This is a genomic window from Oryzibacillus soli (assembly GCF_051594765.1).
Taxonomy (GTDB): domain Bacteria; phylum Bacillota; class Bacilli; order Paenibacillales; family NBRC-103111; genus Paenibacillus_AR.
This window is the reverse complement of sequence record NZ_JBPPGJ010000020.1, coordinates 17,867-34,308: the sequence shown is the minus strand read 5'-3', so window position 1 is coordinate 34,308 and position 16,442 is coordinate 17,867. Positions and strand designations below refer to the sequence as shown.

24 protein-coding genes and 1 riboswitch are annotated in these 16,442 nt (G+C 59.2%); of the genes, 21 read left to right on the top strand and 3 right to left on the bottom strand.

Annotated features, from left to right (window positions below; translation table 11 throughout):
* Nucleotides 1-243 precede the first annotated feature (243 nt).
* From trhA to ACSEXW_RS22895, 4 genes are read left to right on the top strand one after another with little or no spacing between them, the layout of a single operon-like run.
* Complete coding sequence (gene trhA, locus ACSEXW_RS22910) at nucleotides 244-885, top strand: PAQR family membrane homeostasis protein TrhA (RefSeq protein ID WP_438448514.1); 642 nt, start codon at nucleotides 244-246, stop codon at nucleotides 883-885.
* Between the two features lie 45 nt (nucleotides 886-930).
* Nucleotides 931-1,704, top strand: a complete 774-nt coding sequence (locus tag ACSEXW_RS22905) for an alpha/beta hydrolase (protein ID WP_438448513.1) — start codon at nucleotides 931-933, stop codon at nucleotides 1,702-1,704.
* A gap of 7 nt (nucleotides 1,705-1,711) precedes the next feature.
* A complete protein-coding gene (gene hisJ, locus ACSEXW_RS22900; protein WP_438448512.1) occupies nucleotides 1,712-2,545 on the top strand; it encodes a histidinol-phosphatase HisJ in 834 nt (277 codons plus the stop codon).
* Nucleotides 2,546-2,580: 35 nt separating this feature from the next.
* Nucleotides 2,581-3,231: a DUF2238 domain-containing protein gene (locus tag ACSEXW_RS22895; protein WP_438448511.1), complete on the top strand. Its 651-nt coding sequence runs from the start codon at nucleotides 2,581-2,583 to the stop codon at nucleotides 3,229-3,231.
* Nucleotides 3,232-3,259: 28 nt separating this feature from the next.
* Here ACSEXW_RS22895 and ACSEXW_RS22890 read toward each other — a convergent pair whose 3' ends face one another.
* The 3 genes from ACSEXW_RS22890 to ACSEXW_RS22880 form a co-directional block, all read right to left on the bottom strand.
* Nucleotides 3,260-3,571 (bottom strand): thioredoxin family protein, encoded by a 312-nt coding sequence (locus ACSEXW_RS22890; RefSeq protein WP_438448510.1) that lies wholly within the window; start codon nucleotides 3,569-3,571, stop codon nucleotides 3,260-3,262.
* A 2-nt stretch (nucleotides 3,572-3,573) separates the two neighbouring features.
* Nucleotides 3,574-3,942 carry a MerR family transcriptional regulator gene (locus ACSEXW_RS22885; protein ID WP_438448509.1) on the bottom strand — a complete coding sequence of 123 codons (369 nt, stop codon included), beginning with the start codon at nucleotides 3,940-3,942 and terminating at the stop codon, nucleotides 3,574-3,576.
* 86 nt (nucleotides 3,943-4,028) lie between these two features.
* Nucleotides 4,029-4,541 (bottom strand): ADP-heptose synthase, encoded by a 513-nt coding sequence (locus ACSEXW_RS22880; RefSeq protein WP_438448508.1) that lies wholly within the window; start codon nucleotides 4,539-4,541, stop codon nucleotides 4,029-4,031.
* A gap of 177 nt (nucleotides 4,542-4,718) precedes the next feature.
* Between ACSEXW_RS22880 and ACSEXW_RS22875 the strand changes: the two genes are divergently transcribed.
* From ACSEXW_RS22875 to ACSEXW_RS22795, 17 genes are all read left to right on the top strand, one after another.
* Entirely contained in the window at nucleotides 4,719-5,600 is an 882-nt protein-coding gene (locus ACSEXW_RS22875) for a helix-turn-helix domain-containing protein (RefSeq protein WP_438448507.1), read from the top strand.
* A 172-nt stretch (nucleotides 5,601-5,772) separates the two neighbouring features.
* A riboswitch (cyclic di-GMP riboswitch) is annotated at nucleotides 5,773-5,863 on the top strand.
* Between the two features lie 98 nt (nucleotides 5,864-5,961).
* Complete coding sequence (locus tag ACSEXW_RS22870) at nucleotides 5,962-6,912, top strand: C40 family peptidase (RefSeq protein ID WP_438448506.1); 951 nt, start codon at nucleotides 5,962-5,964, stop codon at nucleotides 6,910-6,912.
* Between the two features lie 158 nt (nucleotides 6,913-7,070).
* Nucleotides 7,071-7,775, top strand: coding sequence for a CpaB family protein (locus ACSEXW_RS22865; RefSeq protein WP_438448579.1), 705 nt, complete (start codon nucleotides 7,071-7,073; stop codon nucleotides 7,773-7,775).
* Nucleotides 7,772-8,668: a CpaE/TadZ family protein gene (locus ACSEXW_RS22860; RefSeq protein WP_438448505.1), complete on the top strand. Its 897-nt coding sequence runs from the start codon at nucleotides 7,772-7,774 to the stop codon at nucleotides 8,666-8,668. Before ACSEXW_RS22865 ends, ACSEXW_RS22860 begins: the two co-directional genes overlap by 4 nt.
* Before the next feature lie 11 nt (nucleotides 8,669-8,679).
* Nucleotides 8,680-10,101 carry an ATPase, T2SS/T4P/T4SS family gene (locus ACSEXW_RS22855; RefSeq protein WP_438448504.1) on the top strand — a complete coding sequence of 474 codons (1,422 nt, stop codon included), beginning with the start codon at nucleotides 8,680-8,682 and terminating at the stop codon, nucleotides 10,099-10,101.
* Nucleotides 10,102-10,237: 136 nt separating this feature from the next.
* Nucleotides 10,238-11,011, top strand: coding sequence for a hypothetical protein (locus tag ACSEXW_RS22850; protein ID WP_438448503.1), 774 nt, complete (start codon nucleotides 10,238-10,240; stop codon nucleotides 11,009-11,011).
* 16 nt (nucleotides 11,012-11,027) lie between these two features.
* Nucleotides 11,028-11,927: a hypothetical protein gene (locus tag ACSEXW_RS22845; protein ID WP_438448502.1), complete on the top strand. Its 900-nt coding sequence runs from the start codon at nucleotides 11,028-11,030 to the stop codon at nucleotides 11,925-11,927.
* A gap of 67 nt (nucleotides 11,928-11,994) precedes the next feature.
* Nucleotides 11,995-12,147: a hypothetical protein gene (locus tag ACSEXW_RS22840; RefSeq protein ID WP_438448501.1), complete on the top strand. Its 153-nt coding sequence runs from the start codon at nucleotides 11,995-11,997 to the stop codon at nucleotides 12,145-12,147.
* Nucleotides 12,148-12,161: 14 nt separating this feature from the next.
* A complete protein-coding gene (locus tag ACSEXW_RS22835; protein ID WP_438448500.1) occupies nucleotides 12,162-12,308 on the top strand; it encodes a hypothetical protein in 147 nt (48 codons plus the stop codon).
* A 6-nt stretch (nucleotides 12,309-12,314) separates the two neighbouring features.
* Entirely contained in the window at nucleotides 12,315-12,740 is a 426-nt protein-coding gene (locus ACSEXW_RS22830) for a hypothetical protein (protein WP_438448499.1), read from the top strand.
* 30 nt (nucleotides 12,741-12,770) lie between these two features.
* Nucleotides 12,771-13,253, top strand: coding sequence for a hypothetical protein (locus tag ACSEXW_RS22825; protein WP_438448498.1), 483 nt, complete (start codon nucleotides 12,771-12,773; stop codon nucleotides 13,251-13,253).
* 165 nt (nucleotides 13,254-13,418) lie between these two features.
* Nucleotides 13,419-13,958, top strand: a complete 540-nt coding sequence (sigY, locus tag ACSEXW_RS22820; protein WP_438448497.1) for an RNA polymerase sigma factor SigY — start codon at nucleotides 13,419-13,421, stop codon at nucleotides 13,956-13,958.
* Entirely contained in the window at nucleotides 13,948-14,367 is a 420-nt protein-coding gene (locus ACSEXW_RS22815) for a YxlC family protein (protein ID WP_438448496.1), read from the top strand. Before sigY ends, ACSEXW_RS22815 begins: the two co-directional genes overlap by 11 nt.
* Entirely contained in the window at nucleotides 14,364-14,561 is a 198-nt protein-coding gene (locus tag ACSEXW_RS22810) for a transcriptional regulator (RefSeq protein WP_438448495.1), read from the top strand. Before ACSEXW_RS22815 ends, ACSEXW_RS22810 begins: the two co-directional genes overlap by 4 nt.
* A gap of 1 nt (nucleotide 14,562) precedes the next feature.
* Entirely contained in the window at nucleotides 14,563-14,754 is a 192-nt protein-coding gene (locus tag ACSEXW_RS22805) for a PLD nuclease N-terminal domain-containing protein (protein ID WP_438448494.1), read from the top strand.
* Complete coding sequence (locus ACSEXW_RS22800; RefSeq protein WP_438448493.1) at nucleotides 14,754-15,662, top strand: ABC transporter ATP-binding protein; 909 nt, start codon at nucleotides 14,754-14,756, stop codon at nucleotides 15,660-15,662. Before ACSEXW_RS22805 ends, ACSEXW_RS22800 begins: the two co-directional genes overlap by 1 nt.
* A complete protein-coding gene (locus ACSEXW_RS22795; protein WP_438448492.1) occupies nucleotides 15,659-16,438 on the top strand; it encodes an ABC transporter permease in 780 nt (259 codons plus the stop codon). The genes ACSEXW_RS22800 and ACSEXW_RS22795 overlap by 4 nt, the downstream gene beginning before the upstream one ends.
* Nucleotides 16,439-16,442: the final 4 nt, after the last annotated feature.

Sequence of the window (16,442 nt, the reverse complement as noted above, 5' to 3'; positions counted from 1 at the left end):
TCGGTTTTCTCTTGTCTTGGCCCCATTATAGCCAGGAAGACTCGGACGGCACACGTGTCATCCGTCAGTTTCTTGGATGACATTAGTCACCGATTCGCCGCAAAGAGGTCATATGACGTGCTTCCTCCGGAAGGCGGAGAGGTCCGGCCCGGGACGGAGGGAGAGAAATCATACAGGAGCTTTTTGCAGGCAAAATAAGGTATAATAGGAGCCGAAGGAAAGAACGGAAAGGAAGGATTCGAAATGGCTAACACGCATGTTTATTCCCGCAAGGAAGAAGTAGCGAACGCCGTCACCCACGGCGTAGGGGCGGCCTTGAGCGTTGCCGCGCTGGTGCTGCTCATCGTATTCGCGAGCATGGAGGGAACCGCTTGGCATGTGGTCAGCTTCACCATCTTCGGTGTGACCATGCTGCTCTTGTACACCTGCTCCACCCTCGTGCACAGCTTCCCGGAGGGCAAGGTGAAGGATCTGTTCGAGATCTTCGACCACTCCTCCATCTACCTGTTCATCGCCGGCACCTACACCCCCATCCTGTTCAACGTGATCCGCGGCACGCTGGGCTGGACCCTGTTCGGCATCGTCTGGGGCATCGCCGTCGGCGGCATCGCGTTTAAGGCTTTCTTCACCAAGAGGTTCCTGTTCACATCGACGATCTTCTACATCCTGATGGGCTGGGTCATCGTCTTCGCATGGGGCAGGCTGACGGAGAATCTTCCGCAGGGAGGCATCCTGCTGCTCGTCATCGGCGGCGTGCTGTATACGCTGGGTACGGTGTTCTATGTATGGCGGAGCTTTCCGTACCATCATGCGGTATGGCATTTATTCGTGCTGGCCGGGTCCGTGGCCCATTTCTTCTGCGTCTTGCTGTACATGCTGCCGTAAGGTGGCGCTGCAACCATAAGGAATTGAAGGAGAGTCGATTGTCACATGGCCTTTATCGATTGCCACTTTTTCTCGGATGCCCTGGGCGTATCCGCCTCGATGTATGCTCTTCTGCCCCAGACCGCCCGCAACCAGATCGGCATGGATGCCGTCGTCCGCGACCGGAAGCATCCCACCTTGTATCTGCTGCACGGCTTGTCCGACGACCACACCATCTGGATGAGGCGGACCTCCATCGAGCGCTATGCTGCCGCCAAGGGCTTGGCGGTGGTCATGCCCGCGGTGAACCGCAGCTTCTATGCGGATGTGCCCCGGGGGCCCAAGTACTGGGAATTCATCAGCGAGGAGCTGCCGGAGCTGGCCCGTTCCTTCTTCCCCCTCTCCGAGCGGCGGGAGGATAATTTCGTGGCGGGACTTTCCATGGGCGGCTACGGAGCGCTGAAGCTGGGCTTGACTCATCCGGACCGCTATGCAGCGGCAGCGAGCCTGTCGGGCGTGGCGGACGTACAATGGGCGGTGCAACAATATCCTACCGACGAGTTCCATTGGCTCTTGGGAGAGTCAGGCACCGTCAAGGGCACCGGTTTGGACCTGTTTCACCTGGCCGAACGGCTGGCCGGCTCCGGAGCGGAGCGGCCCAAGCTGTACCAGTGCTGCGGGACCGAGGACTTCCTGTACGAGGACAATATCCGGTTCCGCGACTACTGCCGGGAACTGGGGCTGGTCTTTACCTATGAAGAGGAATCGGGCACACATGATTGGGGCTATTGGGACCGTAAGATCCATCGGGTCCTGGACTGGCTGCCGTTAGGAGGGTAAGGCGGAGATGCTGAAGTGGGACGGACATACGCATACCCGGTATTGTAAGCATGGCAGCCCTGCAGCGGAGGAGCTGTACTTGGACCGGGCCGTGGAGCTGGGCTTCCAGCGGTATACGATCAGCGAGCATCCGCCCCTGCCGGACCGCTGGATCAAGGACGAGAAGCTGATGGCGGAGCTGGCCATGTCCATTGCGGAGCTGCCGGACTATCTGGCGTACGCCCGGTCCATGAAGGAACGGTATGCAGGAACCTTGGACGTGACGGTGGGGCTGGAGATGGATTATCTGGACGGGGCGGAGGCATTCTCGGACGCCATGCTCGAGCCGGTGCTGCCCGGACTGGAGGACGTGGTGGTCTCGGTCCATTATTTGCCCGGAGTCGGCGGGATGAGATGCATCGATTTTACGCCTGCGGATTTTGCGGAGGGGCTCTTGGCGCACTACGGGAGCATGGATGCCGTCGCGGAGGAGTACTATAACCACGTGGAGAAGGCTCTGCAATGGGCGTCACGGCTGCCGGTGCGCAAGCGTCTCGGCCATATCAACCTGATCGAGAAATTCCGGACGGCGCTGCCGGAGCTGGATCCAGGGTTGGTGGAGCGGCGCCTGCGCGGGATTCTGCCTAAGCTGGAATCGGCGGGAGTGGGCATCGACGTGAATACGGCGGGGCTCCGGGTGGCAACATGCGGCAAGGCATATGTGCCCGAGTGGTTCATCGGCGAGTGCGTGACCCGCGGGATCCCACTGGTGTACGGCTCCGACAGCCACAAGCCCGAGCAGGTCGGCTTCGGATGGGAATGGTTCGAGCAAACGGTGGAGAAGGCCCGCACGGAGCGTTAGCCGGTCGGAGTATTCGAGAGAGGAGGTGGGGGGCATTGTTCCGTACGGAGCGCCGGTTCCGCAAGAACCGGATTCTTCAGGCCATGATCGGAGGCTACGCGGTCTTCTGGCTGTGGATGCTGATCAAGCCTTACGCTTGGTATAACTGGTGGCTGGAGAACCTGCTGGTTCTGGCCGCCGCCGCCGGTCTGGGCGGAGCCTACCGCTGGTTCCGGTTCAGCAACCGGTCTTATGCGCTGATCATCCTGTTCGTGGCCTTGCATACCTACGGTGCCCACTACTCCTACAACACGACCCCGATCGACCGCCTGATGCATGAATGGTTCGGCTTCCACCGGGACAACTTCGACCGGGTCGTCCACTTCTCCTTCGGACTGCTGATCGCCTATCCGGCCTGGGAGTTCTTCATCCGAGCCGCAGGGCTCAGGAAGGGCTGGAGCTATGGGCTGACTCCGGTCGTCATCCTATCCTTCGGGGCCTTCTATGAGCTGATCGAGATGTGGGTCGCCCTCATCGTGGCCCCGGAGATCGGCACCCGGTTCCTTGGCACCCAGGGAGACATCTGGGACAGCCACCATGATATGGAGGCCGCTCTTATCGGGGCCGTTCTGGCGATGGCCGCGACGGCGGCTGCGTCTCATTTGGCTCACAGAAGAACAACCCGTCATCTGCCGGAGGGCGGATGACGGGTTGTTTTTGCTGGCTGTCAGCGCCTTAACGCGCCAAGGACGCCAGGTAGGCCGCCTTCGACCGGAGGCCGACGAACTTGTCTACGGGCTGGCCGTCCCGGAACACGACGACCGTCGGCAGGGACAGGACTCCGTAGGCGGACGCCGCTTCAGGTGCATCGTCCGTATCGATCTTCAGTATGGCAACCTTATCTCCCAGCTCCCGGTCGATCTCTTCCAGAATCGGCAGCAGCGCCCGGCAGGGTGGGCACCAAGCGGCGCCGAAATCCAGCAGCGCCAAGCCCTCCGCCGGAATGGCCTCGCGGTAATTGGAATCGTGGACTTCCCGAATGGACATGCTCATTCCTCCAGCAATTGTGGATTTTGTTCCGCAATATAGCGGATGCGGTCCTCCAGGTTGGATTTGATCCGGGTGAGAAGGGAAATCTGCCCCTCCAACTCGGCCAGCTTCTTCCGATAGACGGGGACAATCTCGCGGCAGAACGCCTCCTGGCGGGTCAGGACACAGTGCAGGAAGCCGGCGATCTCGTCCGTAGACAGCCCCAGCTCCAGATAGAAGCGGATCGTGTTCACCTGCTCCACCGTGAAGGGACTATACTCCCGATAACCGTTTTCCATACGGTAGGGGGTAATAAGGCCCTTCTCCTCGTAGTACCTAAGCGAACGAATGCTGGCGCCGGTCAGCCGGGACAGTTCCCCGATTTTCATCCCTTCACTCCTCCTTCATAAGGCCGCGATTAAATAATAAACCCTGACATCCATGTCAGGGTCAAGATTTCAAGCAGCCTAATTTTTCAATGCTCCAACGGCACATCCTCTTCCACCGCATATTCAAAGTCCTCGATATCGAACACTTGGACGGGAACCCCGCCCTCGATCACTTTGTCGACGAATTCATACTGGTCGGTCAGAACAGGTACCTTCTCCCGGATCGCCAGCAGGATCAGATCCGTCTCGATGGGATCGAACTTTTCTCCGTATTCCGCATTCTCGAGGGCATACACCACCGTGATCGACACCTTGTCGTTGACCAGGAGCGAGGGGCTTTTCTTCCAGGGGGAGCCTAGGGCCCGCTCGATTTTTTTCTTATTCAAGGCGTCCTCGAAGAAACGGACGAGGCCTTCGATATTTTTGCGGATGTAAGGGTCCTCTTCCTCTTGGTTCATGATGGGATCCTTGCTCTCCATCAGGTCATAGAGCTCCATCAGGCTGGAGTAGGGCATTACGTATTCCACAGGCTGGCTCGGTACCATCAGCTGCCCGTAGATCGCGATCATTACCGCTTCGGTGACAAAACGCCGCGCCATATCCACATATCCTCCGGCTTGCATCAATAGTTACTTCAACACTAGACCCTTATTATAGCAGGCTTCGGCCCTCAAGAAAATCATCGGCCCCGGATTTATCGGGAGAGGGGATTATGGTACAATGCGGACAGAAGAACGAAACGTGCTGCGGCCGGGCCGCCGACGACGGAGGAACCCATGGAGTCCCATCGTGAGAATATCCAGTACCAGCATCCTTTCCTAGCCGTAAAGATCTTCGACGCCGACCGATCCGGCTCCCCGAAGGCTTCGAACACGCCTCCGCGCTGGCATTACCACAAGGAAGTCGAGATCATCGTCATGCTGAAGGGGCGCTTCGGCTTTTACATCAATGACAGGGCTCATGTGCTGGAAACCGGCGACGTGCTCTTGATCGGATCCAACGAGCTTCACAAGGACTATCCCTGCGACAATGCCAGCTTTCTTGTGTTCCAATTCGATATCCAGGAGCATCTCGAGCACAGCGGGCTGCCGTATTACCGCTACTTCGCGGATTCGGGAGCGCCGCTCAGCCGGTTGAATTACATCCTCCGGGGCGACGACGCGGTCCGGGAGCGTATTTTCGCGTGTGTGAAGGAAATCTTCCGCGAGTCCCAGACCAAGCAGGAGGGCTATGAGATCGCCATCAGCATCCAGATCAAGACCATCATTCTGAACCTGCTGCGCGCGGACACCCGGCGGGCGCTGCCGACCCGGGAGAACACGGACCTTCTCAGACTGCGACCCGTCCTGGATCATATCGAGAGCAGCATTGAGGATAAGCTTCAGGTGGAGGACGCCTGCAAGCTGGCGAATATGAGCTACCACTACTTCGTGAAGTTTTTCAAGAAGACCATGGGCCTGTCCTTTGTGGATTATGTGATCATGAAGAAGATCAAGCGCGCCGAGCTTCTGCTCCTGACCAAGGACATGAGCATCGCCCAGATCGGAGAAGAGGTAGGGATGTCCAATATGGCGCATTTCTACAAGATGTTCCGGAAGTTTAAGGGCTGCTCTCCCAATGAGTTCCGGAAGAAGATGCAGTTTGATGCGGGAGGCTGATAAGGCCTCTTTTTTGCGTTCGCGAAGTGCTGTCAACCCTCCAAAATCTGACTGTCCGTCAATAGTCCCCGGGGCATGCTCCAAAATCCGACAAAACCATCCCTGGGACTTATATTCGGCTATGACCCCCACAAACTATAATAAGGGTACGAAGCCAAAGCGAACCACCTGACCTCGATAATGGCAAACCTGATGAAAATCAGTGACGCAAAGCTACAGGGGCTAAATTGCGGAGAACCGCGGAATGCCAGCCAGCTGCCGAAAGTGTAGGGACCGTACAGCGGGACAACCTTACTCGGCATAAGAGGAAGGGTTGTCCCCTTTTCGGTTTCCACACTATACCTATGGAGGTAATTGCATCATGATGAAACGGATTCTTCCTCTGTTGTTAGCCGCTTTGTTCTGCATCACTGTGGCCGCACCGATAGCCGCTTACGCCGAAGATTCCGTTCCGACCAAAGCCCAAGCCGTGTCGGGTGTCAGCTTCAGGGATCAACCGAGCACCTCCGGCAACCTGCTCCGGTATCTGAAGACCGGCGAGATCGTGACTGTCATCGGACAGCCGAATCCGTACTGGTACAACATTCAGGACCAACAGGGCGTTACGGGCTACGTATCCTCCAGCTCCAAATACATAAAGGTTATCAGCAATGCCAAGATCATCTACGGGGTCAACTTCAGAACCGCTCCCAGCTCTACGGCGGACCGCATCCGGTTGCTCTCAACGGGGGAGGATATGCTGATACTGGCCAAGGTGAACGACAGCTGGTATAAGGCACAGGACTCCAAGGGCGTCGTCGGTTATGTCAGCTCCAGCACTAAATACATAACGGTCAACAACGATATTTACAAAATGGATCTTCCGGTGGACGAGCGTATCGAAAGCTTTATCAACCAGGGGATGACGTACATGGGCACCCCGTATGAATTCGGCTCCGACCGCTTCGACACCTCTACCTTCGATTGCTCCGACTTCGTGCAGCAGTCCTTCTGGGACATAACCCGCGAAGTGATCGCAGGCGATTCCCGTGGACAAGCCGACTATGTCAAGAGCTTGGGACCGGTGGCATCCGATTGGAGAAACCTGAAGCGCGGCGACCTGATGTTCTTCATGTCCTATAAGGGCTACAAGGCTTCCGACTACGCCGGGATCGACGAATCCACAGAGACCGTCACCCACGTGGCCATCTACCTGGGCAACGGGCAGATGCTGCAGACCTACTCCCCGGAATCCGGTGGTGTGCGCATCGACACAATCGGGGGGAATACTTGGGAGTACCGTTACCTTTATGGCGGCACCTTCACCAAATAATCCTCTTGACGGAATTTCCAATCGTCTGGTAATATAAGGCACATCTTCATCAAGCACTCATAAGATCCGTTATGCGAAGGACGCAAACGAAGGCCATCGGCCTGGTTTGCGTCCTTATTTGTTTTTGAACCGGAGGGAGGAATAGGGCAGTGGGCAGGATGCGACATTTGGGCATCAGCCTGGCGGCGGCACTTATGGCCGCTTTGCTGGTATACGGCGTGTACGAGCTGCTGATCCGGCAGGTGGAGCTGCAGGAGACGGTGCAGGTGGTGGTGCCGAAGCGGTTTATCCCTACGGGGGCCACCCTTCGGGAGGAAATGCTGGAGTACCGGGCGGTGGCACGGGGAGGCATGCTGGAGGGGATGCTGACCGATCTGGACCAGGCGGTGGGGCAGGAGGCTGTCGTTCCGCTGGGTACGGAGGAGCCGGTATTGAGCTGGAAGCTGGACCGTTTCCGTCTGCTGCCCGGACCGGACGAGGCCGTGTTTCCGGTGCCGAAGGAGTACCTCCTGTCCGTTCCCGGAAGCATCCGGGCCGGTGATCTTGTGGTGGTGTATGCCTCAGGGAAGCTCGGCACCGTCAGACTGCTTCCGGAGGATATCATCGTTGCCTCCGTGAAGTCCTCGGCCAACACGGAGGTGGACGATCCGAAGCAGCCCCATCTGGCGGCCAAGGTGGCCAACGACCAGATGGCCATGTATGCCTCCCGGCGGGATGCCAACGGAGCCGTGGAGCAGCTGAACTTGAACCTGACGGAGGAGGAGTGGCGGATTCTCGATGAGGCTTGCCGGGGCAAGAACAACAAGCTGGTGATCGCCATGAAGGGGGCCTCCGGCGGAATGGGAAGGGGGGACGGACCATGAACGGAGCAAGGCAGCCGGGAGGACGCCCGGTGCAGAGAGAAGCGGAGGAAGGGACGAGAGGCCGGACGATCCTGTTTACCGGGACGACTCCCAATATCGGCACGACGGTATTGGCATTCGGGACGGCGGTGCGACTGGCAGAGCGGTCCGATACCCCCGTAGGCTACTTATGCCTGAACCTGAAGAGCTCCAAGCTGCATCGGTACCTAGGCAAGGAGGAGACGTACACCGGTCTGGATACGGTACGGGCGGAGATGCGCGCCGGCTCGTTGTATGCCGGCCGGCTGAAGTCTTACTTCGAGCCGGTTAAAGATGCGGGGCGGCTGGAGATTCTGTACGGGGCCAATCAGCGGGAGCAGGCCGAATTCTACCTGCCGGCCGATATCCGGCATCTGCTCAAGATCGTCCGGGAGTCCTATCCGTTATGCATCATCGAGGTGAATGCCTGCTGGGACAATGCGGCCACCATTGCGGCTTCCATGGAGGCCGATGCCAAGGTTCTGGTCACAACGCCGGATCTCGGACATTTTCAGGAGGATATGACCCGGTGGGTCAAAACGGTCGCTCCCCTGTTCGGCGTGGAGCCGGATTCGTTTCTTCTGGCCGTCACCCAATGGCAGCCCGGACGGACCGGGGGGATCAAGCCGGCGGATATCCGGAAGGAGGCCGGCATGGAGCTGGCGGCGACCGTTGCTTATGATCCGGAGCTTAGGGAATGGCTGAACCAGGGCCGGCTTCTGGAATATGTGACCCGCACCAAGCCATTCCTGCAATCCGTGGAGTCTCTGGCGGACCTGCTGGTCGCCCAGTTGGGCATCCGGATCGGCCCGGGGGGAGCGGCAACCCCCGCCGGCAGGCTGCGGAGCTGGATGCCGATGCTGCACGGACGTTAGGAGGGCGTAGGATGGAAGAGCGATTTTCCGTATTGTCGTTCGCGGACCGGTGCCGTTCGGAAGCCAGGGTCCATGCTGCAGGCGGGGAAGCGGAGACGAATAGCCTGGAGGGAGCGTCGGACTGGTTCCGCGAGCTGGTGGAGGCCATACGCACCGAGCTGGCGGCTCCGAGAGGACGGTCCGAAGAGGAGCGGCAGGCGTACACCCACCTGCTGAACCGGGCCGTTATCGGATATGAGGGGGACCGCCGGAGAATGCTGGCCATTGTCCAGGATCTGCTCGCCAAGAAGCGGATTCACCGGCAGCCGCCCGCCTCCCTCCGGTTCGCCGGTCTGGCCGAAGCGGTCTTCGCCGAGATCCTCGGCTGGAGCGTGCTGGAGTCCATTCTGGAGAGGAAGGACGGTCTGGAGGAGATTCAGGTGGTGGGGGAGCGGGTCTATGAGGTGAGGGGCGGTGTCCCGATTCCCTCCCAGCAGCAGTTTCGGAGCATCCAGGAGCTGGAGCGGCTGCAGCAGAATCTGGTGCTGTTCAATAAGGACACGCTGAACATCCGCAAGAGATGGGTGGAGGTGGCGCTCCTGGACGGCTCCCGGGTCACCATGACGGGCTTCGGCTACACATCCGTGCCGACGTTGACCATCCGTTTCTACGCCACGGCCGTTTATGAGCTGGACCGCCTGTCCGCCTCCGAATTCGGGACGCTGTGCCCGCGGATGGCCCGGCTGCTGCGGCTGCTTGTACGCAGCTGCTTCAATCTGGTGATCACCGGTCCCACCAACTCCGGGAAGACCACGCTGATCAAGTCCTTGATCCGGGAGATGCCCGACCACGAGCGACTGATTACCATCGAATCCCGATATGAGCTGATGGTGAAGCGGGATTTCCCGGGGAAGAACGTGATCGAATACGAGACCGACGAAGAGGACCGTAAGCACGACGGCGCCCAGGCCTTCAAGCTTGCGCTCCGGCAGTCGCCCAAGAGGATCTGCCATGCCGAGATCAGGGACCGCGATGCGAATATATATGTCCGGGCCTGCACCCGGGGGCATGACGGCAGCATGACGACGCTGCACGCCTCCAATCTGGAGGATGTGCCGGAGGCGATTGCCGATATGTGTCTGATGGACGAACGGGGGATGGATCCGGCCAGGCTGGTCCGCCGCATTGCGGAGTACGTGACCCATATCGGGCTGGAGATGGCGCTTGTGAACGGCCGCCGGATCTTAGTCCGGATCGGGGAGTATGCCTGCGCCGACGGCACAACTGTCGCCGTCCGGGATTGGGTCTGCTACGATTACGGATCGGGACGGTGGAGATATCCCATGTCCGTTTCGGCCAAAGCGCTGGAGCGGGTGGCCCGTTATGCTCCGGATGGCTTGCGGGAGCTGGAGAACTGGATGGGGGAGTGGCCGCATGCTGATCCTGATCTATAAGGGCACGTTGTGCTCGCTGCTGTTTCTCCTGCTGTTTATTTCGATCCGGTATTTAGGGACGGCAGCGGTCCGCGTACATTCTGCACGTTCTAGGTTGACCGGCGGTAGGAGTCGTTCCAAAGTTTGGGGAGGACCATTGCTTCGGCGTCTGATCCGGCATCTGGAGGATATGATGGCGGCCACCCGGTTCATCCGGTCCGCAGGAGCCTTTGCAGTGCTGACCCTCCTGCTGCTATTGTCCGGTATGATAGCGGGAGTCTGGGTCTTCCGGAGCTTGCGGGGGGTTATGATTCTGGGAGGGATCTGGGGCTCGCTGCCGTATCTCCTTCTCCGGCTGCGGCTCATATCGGGCCGCTTGCGGACCCGGCTGGAATTTCTGCCGGCGGTGGAGATCTTCTACCAGCAGCTGTGTCTGACTCACCGCCCCAACATCCGGCTGGTGCTGGACGATGCGGTGTCGGGGGGAAGACTACTGTATCCCATCAAGCCCGTCTTCGAGCAGCTGAACCGCAGTCTCTCTGCGGGAGCGGGAAGCACAGAGGATGCGCTCCGGATCTTCAGCCTGGAGCTCGGGCATGTGTGGGCGGATTATTTTGCCAATATGCTCCGGATGGCGCTTCAGGAGGGGGCGGACATCACCGTCAGCCTGAAGGAGCTGATCACGGACATGCGGCGCGCCCAGCTCTATGACCAGAAGGCGCGCAACCGGCTGCTGGAGATCCGCCTGGCCAGCTTCTCTCCCCTTCTGTTTCTGGCCCTCTTCATCGGGATCAATCTGAAGCTGAACTATGAGAACACCATGCGCGCGTACTTCATGGAGGCGGAAGGGCGGAATATGCTGCTTCACGCTCTGCTGCTTCAATTCGGGTCCTTCCTGATGGGGATCTACTTGTCGATGAAGCGTATGTAAAAAAGGGGGGACAGCCATGCTCGGATGGCTGCAAGCGGGCATTCTCGTTATATTGGCGGTGCTGTTCCTGACCGCATATGCGTTTCTCCGCCGGTTATTCGGATTGTTCTCCGGTAGACGCAGGAGATTCCGGCTTCGGGAGATCGGGAATGCGATGGCCGGAGGAAGACCTCCGGAGTGGCTCATGAAAGCGTGCTTCTTGTCCTTGGTCCGGGCTGAGGCCCGTGAGGAGTGGAGGCAGCTTCTCTCAGCAGCCGGAATTCGGATGGAGCCGCTGTGGTACCTGGTCTTGCGCAGGAGTCTGGCGGGTTTCCTGGCCGGAGCGGGAATCTGGATGTGGAGATACGGTGCTCCGCCGCAGCTGCCTGTCCCCCTACCTGCCAAGGTTTCAGCCCTCCTGACCGCGGGAGGAGCCTTGCTGGTTCATGGGGACCGCTATGTGTGGAATGCCGTGAAACGATACCGGACGAACCGCATCGTGGAGGAAATATTTGCGGTGTCGCGGCAGCTTCTCTATTTTGATGGCTCCCCGCTTCATCTGCACGGCAAGCTGAGCCGCTGTTTGCCGTATACGAGGCTGATCCGCCAGGAGTGGCACCTCCTGCTGAATGATTGGTATCACGATCAGGAGGGGGCTGTCCGGCGCTTCCGTGAACGTCTCGGTACGGAGGAGGCCCACGGCTTCGCCGAAACGATCCAATCCCTTCGGCAGTATGACGGGGAGGCCTATTACGAGCTTTTGCGCCAGCGGGTTCAAGATTATAAGGAGAAGCTGGAGCTGCACCGGGACAGCCGGAAGGAATCGGTCTCGTATGTCCTGTTCGTTCTGGCTGGGCTCCCGATTATGTATACCTTTCAGATTTTCATCCATCCCTGGGTTCAAGAGGGACGGCGCCTGTTCGATTCGTTAGGATGACCCGGACCGCAGTCTGCAGAATACCAAGTTCGGCAGGATCATGATAGAGGTTGAGGAGGAATGGAAGATGAGGAATATACTGATGACGGTCATGCTGCTCATCGTTGTGGTTGTCATGTTCAGCAGCATCATCATGTCCCCCACCACCGGCACCAAGGCCGTAATCGAAAACAAAGGGACTTCAATCAACACGGAAATCGGCACCTTGGTCACCCCGTAACGGAGGCAGCGGATATGAAGGAAATCTTGTGTGTCATATTGCTGATTGCAGCGGTATTGGTCCTGTATGAAGGAATCGTCGGGGGAGAGGACGGTATGCAGAACAAGGTGAGGAGCGGGGGAGGCCGGGTCCGGGACGCCATTGTCCGGCTTAATCCCTGAAGCGGCATGAAGCAGATTCTCGTATTTTTGATGTTCTCGCTGCTCATGGTCTGGTTCATGTTCGCTCCTGTCTATAAGCACGTGTTAATCCTTCGCCAGGCGGTGCTGCAAAAGGAAGCCGACTACATGCTGGAGGCGGGGGCGGCCGGACGGCGCGGCTATATCGATGAATCGATGGTGTCGGAATCCCGGCTTCGGCTGGCGACGGTGGGCTTCGAGCCCGGCCAGCTGATCTACGACGTGACCACGACCGGCGGCCAATCCGGTACGGATCCGCTGTCCCCCGTGCTTCGGGGAGTTGGAATCCGTCTTGTCATCACGTACCCGTACGGCAATCTGTTCGGCATCGACCGGCTGCTTGGCATCGGTGCGCCGGACGGGCTGGAGCGCATGGGGGCGGCAGGGATGAAGATGAGTGAATATGTCCCGTAGAGGCAACTCTATGGCTTAAGGGGAATTTGAATGAACAAGCTGCTTCTCTATGTGCTGCTGGCGGCGTTCTGCATATCCCTTATGGCGCTGCAGACCGACGAAGAGCTGTCCATGCACACCTTCTTCAATGTGAAGCATGCATTGAACCGGGCCACCCATGCGGGGGCCCAGCAGCTTGATGCCGCCAAGCTGGCGGAGGGGATCCCAGATCTGGACCCCGTACGAGCCCGAGCGGAGACCCTCACGTATCTTCGGGCTAATCTTCGGCTGGATGCGGAGCTGGCGCCGGAGCCGGGATCTTTTCTCAACGCGCCGGTTGAGATCGTCGCCTTGGATGTCATCGGAGCAGGATTCACGTTCCCTTACGTGTACGAGCAGCCGGACTACGGGTACTCCGTGACGCTGAACCGGCCTGCCGTGGTGCTTCTCGTCCGGCTTCGGTATCCGAGGATGTATAACGTGATGGCGCCTGTCGAATGGGTGGTCAAGAGCGCCTCGGAGCTGGTACTATAAGAATGATGCGGCCATGCCTCAAGCGGCCGGACCCCCGTATGCCTTCCAATTGGGAAGGGATGCGGTTTTTTTGTTGCGCGGACTGAACGTTTCGGCGGTGTCCGCCGTACTATTGATGCAACCGATCGAGATCACCGCCGGCTGCAGCAGGAGGGAGGGTACGCCTTGCAAGACGAAGACGAACGAAGACTGATCGAGAATGCCAAGCGCGGGGACCGTACCGCTCTGTCACTGCTCCTGCAGCGGAATTACTCGTTTCTGATGAAGTATCTGATTAAGGCGACCATGCAGCCCGGCTATGCGGAGGATTTGGCTCAGGAGACCATGCTGAGAGCGATGGAGAAGATCAGGCTGTACAACGGTCAATCGAAATTTTCGTCCTGGCTCATCACTATTGGCACCCGGCTCTACATCGATTCCCTCCGCAAGCGCAAGCGGGAGCTCCGTTGGCAGGAGGAGCAGGAGCAGTCGCTCCGCAAGCTCCGCTGGCAGGCGGAATACGGGGGAAGCGAATGGCCCGATGTGCTGGACGCCTTGGGGGTTATGCCGGAGGAGATCCGGCTGCCGATTATCTTGAAGCATTATTACGGATATGCCTATGAGGAGATCGCGGGGATGATGGATATTCCGCCGGGTACGGTCAAGTCCCGCATCCACAATGGCCTGAAGAGCTTACGGAAGGAGCTGTCCGAACATGAAGGATAAACGAAACGCCGGTAATGGGCCGGAGGACACCCGCCAAGGCCATGGCTCCTGGGCAGGAGCAGAGGGGGACGGGAAGGCGCATGACGCCGCTGCTTATGGGGAAGTGACCGAGGAGGAACTCCTGATGGAGCTCCGCGCAGGGCTTGACCTTCTGGACCGTATGGTGCCGGTAATAGAGCCGGATCCGCTCTGGATGGAGGCACAAATGGAGGCAAACCGCCAACGGCTCCGCCGGGTCTTCATCTGGGACCTGATGCTGTTCCTCCTTACGGCGCTGACGGTGCTATTCGTGATGGGAGCGGTGCTCTATAAGCTGCCTGCTGTATTTTTTGCCCTTCAAGCGGTGGTCCTGGTCCTCGCTCCGGTCATCCTGCTGCGCAGGGAGAGAAAGAAGGTGCAGGGCTCATGACCCGGGACCAGATGCTGATCGTCTTTATGCTTATACCCGTGCTTCTCGCGCAGAGCACCTATCTGTTCATCGATGCGAGGAAGCGGGACCGCTACCCGTGGTTTTGGGGCTTGTGGGGGTTGATCCAGGCACCCATGCCCATTCTGTTGTATCTGCTGCTGGTCCGCAAGATCTACCGATGGAGGAGGAAGTAAGATGAAGGACATCCCTTGGATGCTGATCGCTCCGATCATCGGATTGGAGCTGATCCTGATGATCACCGCCCTGACGATGTGCGCCAAGGCGGAGAGGACCCATGGGCCCAAATGGATGTGGGTGCTCATCATCATCCTCGGCAACCTGCCGGGCCCTATTGCCTTCTTCTTATTTGGAAGGAGGGAGGATTGATGGCGCTGCTTCAAACGATAGGACTCCGCAAGGCCTATGGCAGCACCGTGGCGGTGAAGGATCTCTCCTTCACATTGGAGGAGGGGCGCTGCACCGCCCTTCTGGGTCCGAACGGCGCCGGCAAGACCACCACGCTGAAGCTGCTCTCCGGTTTGCTTGAGCCCAGCTCGGGAACGATCCGTTTCCATTCTTGGGAGGGGGACAGAAGGCAGCATATCGGATACCTTCCGCAGTATCCGGCGTTCTATAAATGGATGAGCGGGACGGAGTATGTGGAATACGTGGCGAAGCTATCGGGACTTCATGCCAAGGACGCGCGGGTCCGAACGGCCGAAATGCTGGAGCTGGTCGGCTTGACGGATGCGGCCAAACGCCGGATCGGCGGCTACTCCGGCGGCATGAAGCAGCGGCTTGGCATCGCACAGGCCTTGGTCCACCGGCCCAAGCTGCTCATTCTGGACGAGCCGGTATCCGCTCTCGATCCAGTGGGTCGCCGGGAGGTGCTGGAGCTGATCCGGATGATCCGCACCCATACGACCATTCTGTTCTCGACCCACGTCCTTCATGACGCGGAGGAGATCAGCGACGACGTGCTGATTATGCGGGCCGGAGAGATAGCCTTATCCGGCAGCCTAAATGAGCTTCGGCGCAGCCACCGGGAGCCGGTGATCCGTCTGGAGTCGGACGGATCACTGGAGGACTGGGCGTCCGGACTCTCCGGCCGGCTCCCCGGGCTAATAGATGGGGTGGAGGTTCACGACGGTCGCGCAGTTGTCATGGTTACGGATGCAGACCGGGCCATGAAGGAGCTGATCGCGGATCTGGCGGCAGCCGGTCTCCCGGTCCGGCGGTTCGAGGCAGCAGCCTCCACATTGGAGGATCTGTTCATGAAGGTGGTGGAGTCATGACCAAGTGGATGGTGCTGTACCAGAAGGAAATGCTGGAGCTGTGGCGCAGCGGCAAGTGGCTGTGGGTGCCCGTGGTGTTCATTCTGCTGGGAGTAATGAATCCAATCACCTCCTATTTTCTCCCGGATATTCTCCAGAACGCCGGCAATCTGCCGGAAGGGGCGGTGATTCGGATTCCGCCGCCAACGCCGTCCGAGGTTATGGCGAAGACACTGTCCCAATATGATACCATGGGTGTGCTGATCCTCGTACTGGCGACCATGGGTACGGTAGCCGCCGAACGGGCGGGCGGCATCGCCTCCATGATTCTGGTCAAGCCGGTAAGCCATCTCCAATATTTGTCCGCCAAGTGGGCGGGGATGCTATCGCTGGCACTGGCCTCGTATACAGCGGGCTATGGGGCGGCTTGGTACTACACCGAGTATCTAATCGGTCACGTGGAGCCGTCGCGCACAGTGGCAGCAGGAGCGGTATGGGCGGCGTGGCTGGCGCTGATTCTGACCGTGACGCTGCTCTTAAGCGCCTGCCTCCGTTCCTCTGGAGCAGTAGCGTTCGTCACGCTGTTCCTTGCTGCAGCCTTATCCATCGTATCGGGGCTCTTCAGCCGCTATACGGTCTGGAGTCCGGGGCGGCTGTCCGGCTATGCGGGAGCCGTGGCGCTCGACGGAATGCTCCCCGAGGGGCTCCCGTGGAGCCTAGCGGTAACCGTCGGGCTGTCCGCAGTGCTGCTGGCCGCCTCGGTCCGGGTGCTTCGGCGCCAGGAGCTGTCGGAGTAGTTGG